At 59.1% G+C, this 3835-nt stretch carries 5 protein-coding genes and 1 pseudogene; 2 read left to right on the top strand and 4 right to left on the bottom strand.

Going from position 1 to position 3835, the window contains the following annotated elements; genetic code table 11:
- Both G518_RS41155 and G518_RS0126275 read left to right on the top strand, forming a co-directional pair.
- Positions 1 to 205, top strand: a pseudogene (locus tag G518_RS41155) (hypothetical protein); the annotation flags it as partial.
- A gap of 46 nt (positions 206 to 251) precedes the next feature.
- The gene (locus tag G518_RS0126275; RefSeq protein WP_028605022.1) at positions 252 to 644 is read left to right on the top strand and encodes a tautomerase family protein; all 393 of its coding nucleotides are present in this window, start codon (positions 252 to 254) and stop codon (positions 642 to 644) included.
- 78 nt (positions 645 to 722) lie between these two features.
- On the opposite strand, the gene G518_RS0126280 is transcribed toward G518_RS0126275, so the two are convergent.
- Genes G518_RS0126280 through G518_RS0126295 form a run of 4 tightly spaced genes read right to left on the bottom strand, consistent with a single transcriptional unit; the run spans position 723 to position 3656 of the window.
- Positions 723 to 1496, bottom strand: a complete 774-nt coding sequence (locus G518_RS0126280; protein ID WP_028605023.1) for an SDR family oxidoreductase — start codon at positions 1494 to 1496, stop codon at positions 723 to 725.
- A complete protein-coding gene (gene lptC / locus G518_RS0126285) occupies positions 1493 to 2119 on the bottom strand; it encodes an LPS export ABC transporter periplasmic protein LptC (protein WP_028605024.1) in 627 nt (208 codons plus the stop codon). The genes G518_RS0126280 and lptC overlap by 4 nt, the downstream gene beginning before the upstream one ends.
- Positions 2116 to 2682: a KdsC family phosphatase gene (locus G518_RS0126290; protein WP_028605025.1), complete on the bottom strand. Its 567-nt coding sequence runs from the start codon at positions 2680 to 2682 to the stop codon at positions 2116 to 2118. The genes lptC and G518_RS0126290 overlap by 4 nt, the downstream gene beginning before the upstream one ends.
- On the bottom strand, positions 2679 to 3656 hold the full coding sequence (locus G518_RS0126295) for a KpsF/GutQ family sugar-phosphate isomerase (RefSeq protein WP_028605026.1): 978 nt from the start codon (positions 3654 to 3656) through the stop codon (positions 2679 to 2681). Before G518_RS0126295 ends, G518_RS0126290 begins: the two co-directional genes overlap by 4 nt.
- Positions 3657 to 3835: the final 179 nt, after the last annotated feature.

Here is a 3835-nt window from a genome sequence, read left to right on the forward strand (position 1 = left end):
AGGAAAACCAATGAAATCAAGGGCTTATCAGACCACCCCTACGCCAGTGCTCGATCTCCTACCGTCACTTTTGACAACGAAAACAAATCGACCCCTAAATGAGGCAAGTGGTGCCGTGACCAGCAAGCTTAAAGAGCTTCTGGGTATCGCTGAATTCGAAGAAGCAGTATCGAAGATCCGTGGCGTTCGCTCAGCCCTTGAATGAGTGTTTTTTTGTCCACTTAGTTGCATAGCTAATTACAGGAGCTTATATGCCAATCTTGAACGTTAAAGTCAGCGCGCAGAGGTCAAGTCAGATGACCACGAGCATCTCGAAAATCCTCCTGGAACTCACCAGCAGAATTCTTCACAAGGACCCGGAGGTCACCTCGATCGCCATTGAGTACATCCATCCTCAAGACTGGATAGTGGCTGGCAAATCATTGGCGGAGCAAGGCAAGAGCAGTATCTACTTTGACATCAAAGTCACCGATGAAACCAACACCAAAGCTGAAAAAGCGCAGTACATCCGCGAGGCCTTTGATGCTTTTTCCGAGCTCCTCGGAGACTTGCACAACGAAAGCTACATCTACGTGCAAGATGTGAGGGCTACCTCCTATGGATTTGGCGGGCTCACTCAGGAGTATCGGTTTCACCACTCGTGATAGGTCGAATGTGGTTCACCACAATCAGTCCCCGGTGGGAGCCATGCCCACCTAGTCCGTGCGCAGCTCCTTCCGGTACTAGTTTTCTCTTCTCGCCTTGCGCGGGCGCCCAGCCAGCAGGCGGTCATATACCGCGTTCGGAAGCATGCGCAACAATTTGGCCACCACGCCCATCTGCCATGGAATGACCCGGTAGCTGGAGCCGGCTTCAATGGCCTTGAACGCGCGATCGGCAAATACATCCGCCTGCATCAAGAAGGGCATGCCATACCGATTGGCGCGGGTAAGCGGTGTGTCGATATACCCAGGCACGATCGTCACCACCTTGGCTCCGCTGCCGCGCAGTTCACCCCGCAGGCTCTCGCAATAAGAGACCACCCCAGCCTTGCTGGCGCAGTAAGCACCATGCCCAGGCAAACCGCGAATGGACGCCACACTGGCGATCCCCACCAGACACCCGCTGCCGCGCACGCGCATGGGTTCGACGAACGGATGAAAAGTGGCCGCCATCCCCACGTTATTGGTGGCAAATGTTTGTGCCATGACCTCAATATCGGCGCGTTCAGCGGTATCCATGCCCACACTGATGCCAGCATTGGCAATCACCACATCAGGGACGCCTTGCTCGCTCAGGCACACGTGGCCAGCGGCCACGATGCTGTCAACCTGAGCCACATCGGCGCCATACACCCGCCAGCGGTCAGCGGGCCATCCCTGTGCGGTCGCCCACGCCGTCAGCTCTGCCTCTCGCCTGGCCACCAGGGCCAAATTCCAGCCCGCGGCATAAAAACGCTGCGCCATGGCCTGCCCAATGCCGCTGGAGGCACCGGTAATGAAAGCCAGGCGGTTCATCGGGGCGCTGCTTTCATGTGGATAACTCCCTTGACCCGTCCCTGCAGGTTAACCACGCCGGTGTCGTTGTCGTACTCGAAAACGTCGCCTGTGAATCGGTCATTTCCGCGCAGCAACTCCACGGGCTTGTCTGAGCTGACGCGGTCATCGTTGATGAAGGCATGAAGATACTCTCCTCGAAACTCCAGGCGCGGCAAGGTCCCGCCACCCTTCACGGCCGCTTCCTCACGCACCACGGTGGCGTTGCCAAATAACTGGACTTCGGAGCCATCGCCCTTGGAAAGAGCGCGCTTGGCCGTCGCCACAGTCAACCGGCCTTGGTCGTCGAACGAGCGCATGCGAGGCGTCTGCACCTCGAGTGTGTCCGTATCTGGATAGTGGTGGCCTTCAACGCCAAAAATCTCTGACTGCAGCCTTCCAGTGGCGTCGAAATTCCGGACGGAAAAATCGCGCATGAAGTAATCTGCTTCGTGCCGCAGGGGCCGTTCGACCTCCGTACCTGGCATGCGGGGCGCATTGCGCACCAGCCACCAAGTCCCCAAAGCGAACACCGCCATCATCAGCACCGGCAACCAGGTGAAAAAATGATCTCGCCCCCGGCTCCAAAAACTTGATACCTTCACGCGCCACCTCCCAGGTGAGCTTGCAGGAGGGCACGGTAGTGACCGCTCGCTATCAACAGCAGATCACAGAACTCACGCCCCGCCCCCTCACCGCCACGGGCTGTGGTGACATGATGGGCCAACGCACGCGCTTCGGCGTGGGCATCTGGCGTGGCGCAGGCGAATGCCGCGCGCTGCATCACCGGCAGATCAGGCCAGTCATCGCCAATGGCCGCCACCTGCGGCCAATCCAGCCCCAACTCCGCCAGCACCTCTTGCGCTGCTGGCAGCTTGTCTTCGGTACCCAGGCGCAAGTGCGTCACGCCAAGGGCCTTCAACCGCGTTCGCAAAGGCGAGGAATCCCGCCCGGAAATCACCACCGGGGTAATGCCTGCCCGCGCCAGCAGTTTCAAACCATGGCCATCGAGGGTGTTGAAGCGCTTGAGCACTTCGCCCTCACCAGAAAAGTAAAGACCACCATCGGTCAGGACGCCGTCCACATCAAAAATGGCTACGCGCACCCCCTGAGCGCGCAGCAGCAGCTCAGGCGGAAAAGACAGGGCAGGGGAAATAGCGTGGGTCATATAACCTTGGCTCGCATCAGATCGTTGCTGCTCAGAGCCCCGCGCAAACGGCCCGCTTCATCGAGCACCAGCAGTACAGTGATACGGTTTTTCTCCATCATCTCAGCCGCCTCGGCAGCCAGGGCGCCTTCCGAAATGAAGCGCGGGCCAGGGCGCATGACGTCTTTCGCCGTCAGAGTGCGAAGATCGCGCCCCGTTTCCACCAGCCGGCGCAGATCGCCGTCTGTGAAGATGCCGAGCACCTTGTCGTCACTATCTACTATGGCCGCTGCGCCCAGGCCTTTGCTGGAAATTTCACGCATCAGCTCGCTAAAAGACGCCTCCGGTGCCGCGCGAGGCACGTCAGCGCCACTGCGCATGACATCAGCCACCCGCGTGAGCAAGCGCCTGCCGAGCGATCCGCCGGGGTGAGAACGGGCAAAGTCTTCGGCCTGGAAACCCCGCGCGTCCAGCAGGGCCACCGCAAGGGCATCGCCCAGTGCCAATTGGGCAGTGGTGCTGGCGGTGGGTGCCAAGTTGAGCGGGCAAGCCTCTTTTTCGACAGCGCTCAGCAACACAATGTCAGCATGGCGGGCCAAGGTGGAGCGCGCATCTCCGGTCATGGCAACAAGAGGGGCACCCAGCCGCTTCACCAAAGGCAAGATGGCCGTGAGCTCGGAGCTTTCCCCACTGTTGGAGATAGCCAGCACGACATCTCCCGCCTGGATCATCCCCAGATCACCGTGGCTGGCTTCTGCGGGGTGCACAAACATGGAAGGTGTACCGGTAGAAGCGAGCGTGGCGGTGATCTTGCGACCCACGTGCCCGCTTTTCCCCATGCCCATCACCACCACACGGCCGGTGGCCTGTAGCATCAGTTGCACAGCGCGAGCGAAGCCTTCGTCGAGCTGGCGTTTCAGGCCCAGCACGGCTTCGGCTTCAATATCTAGCGTCTCATGCGCTAGGCGCAGAGCTTGGGCGGAATCGAAGGGCATGCGGGGATTTTATAGATCGGTGGAGAAGTCCGGGTTTTTAGCTCTCTCCCGTTGGGAGAGGGTAGGAGTGAGGTCAAGGTCTTAACTGTGCTGGTCTAATTTCGAAAGACATCCCGATAAGGGAAATCAATGTCTCACAGGAATAGAAATGACCAAAGCCAAGACTAGGCGATCGTTCG

Source organism: Ottowia thiooxydans DSM 14619 (assembly GCF_000422885.1).
Classification (GTDB): Bacteria; Pseudomonadota; Gammaproteobacteria; order Burkholderiales; family Burkholderiaceae_C; genus Ottowia; species Ottowia thiooxydans.

Coding starts and splice junctions, on each gene's coding strand:
- G518_RS0126290 (WP_028605025.1), bottom strand. CDS start 2,682: ATGACCCACGCTATTTCCCCTGCCCTGTCTTTTCCGCCTGAGCTGCTG.
- G518_RS0126275 (WP_028605022.1), top strand. CDS start 252: ATGCCAATCTTGAACGTTAAAGTCAGCGCGCAGAGGTCAAGTCAGATG.
- G518_RS0126280 (WP_028605023.1), bottom strand. CDS start 1,496: ATGAACCGCCTGGCTTTCATTACCGGTGCCTCCAGCGGCATTGGGCAG.
- G518_RS0126295 (WP_028605026.1), bottom strand. CDS start 3,656: ATGCCCTTCGATTCCGCCCAAGCTCTGCGCCTAGCGCATGAGACGCTA.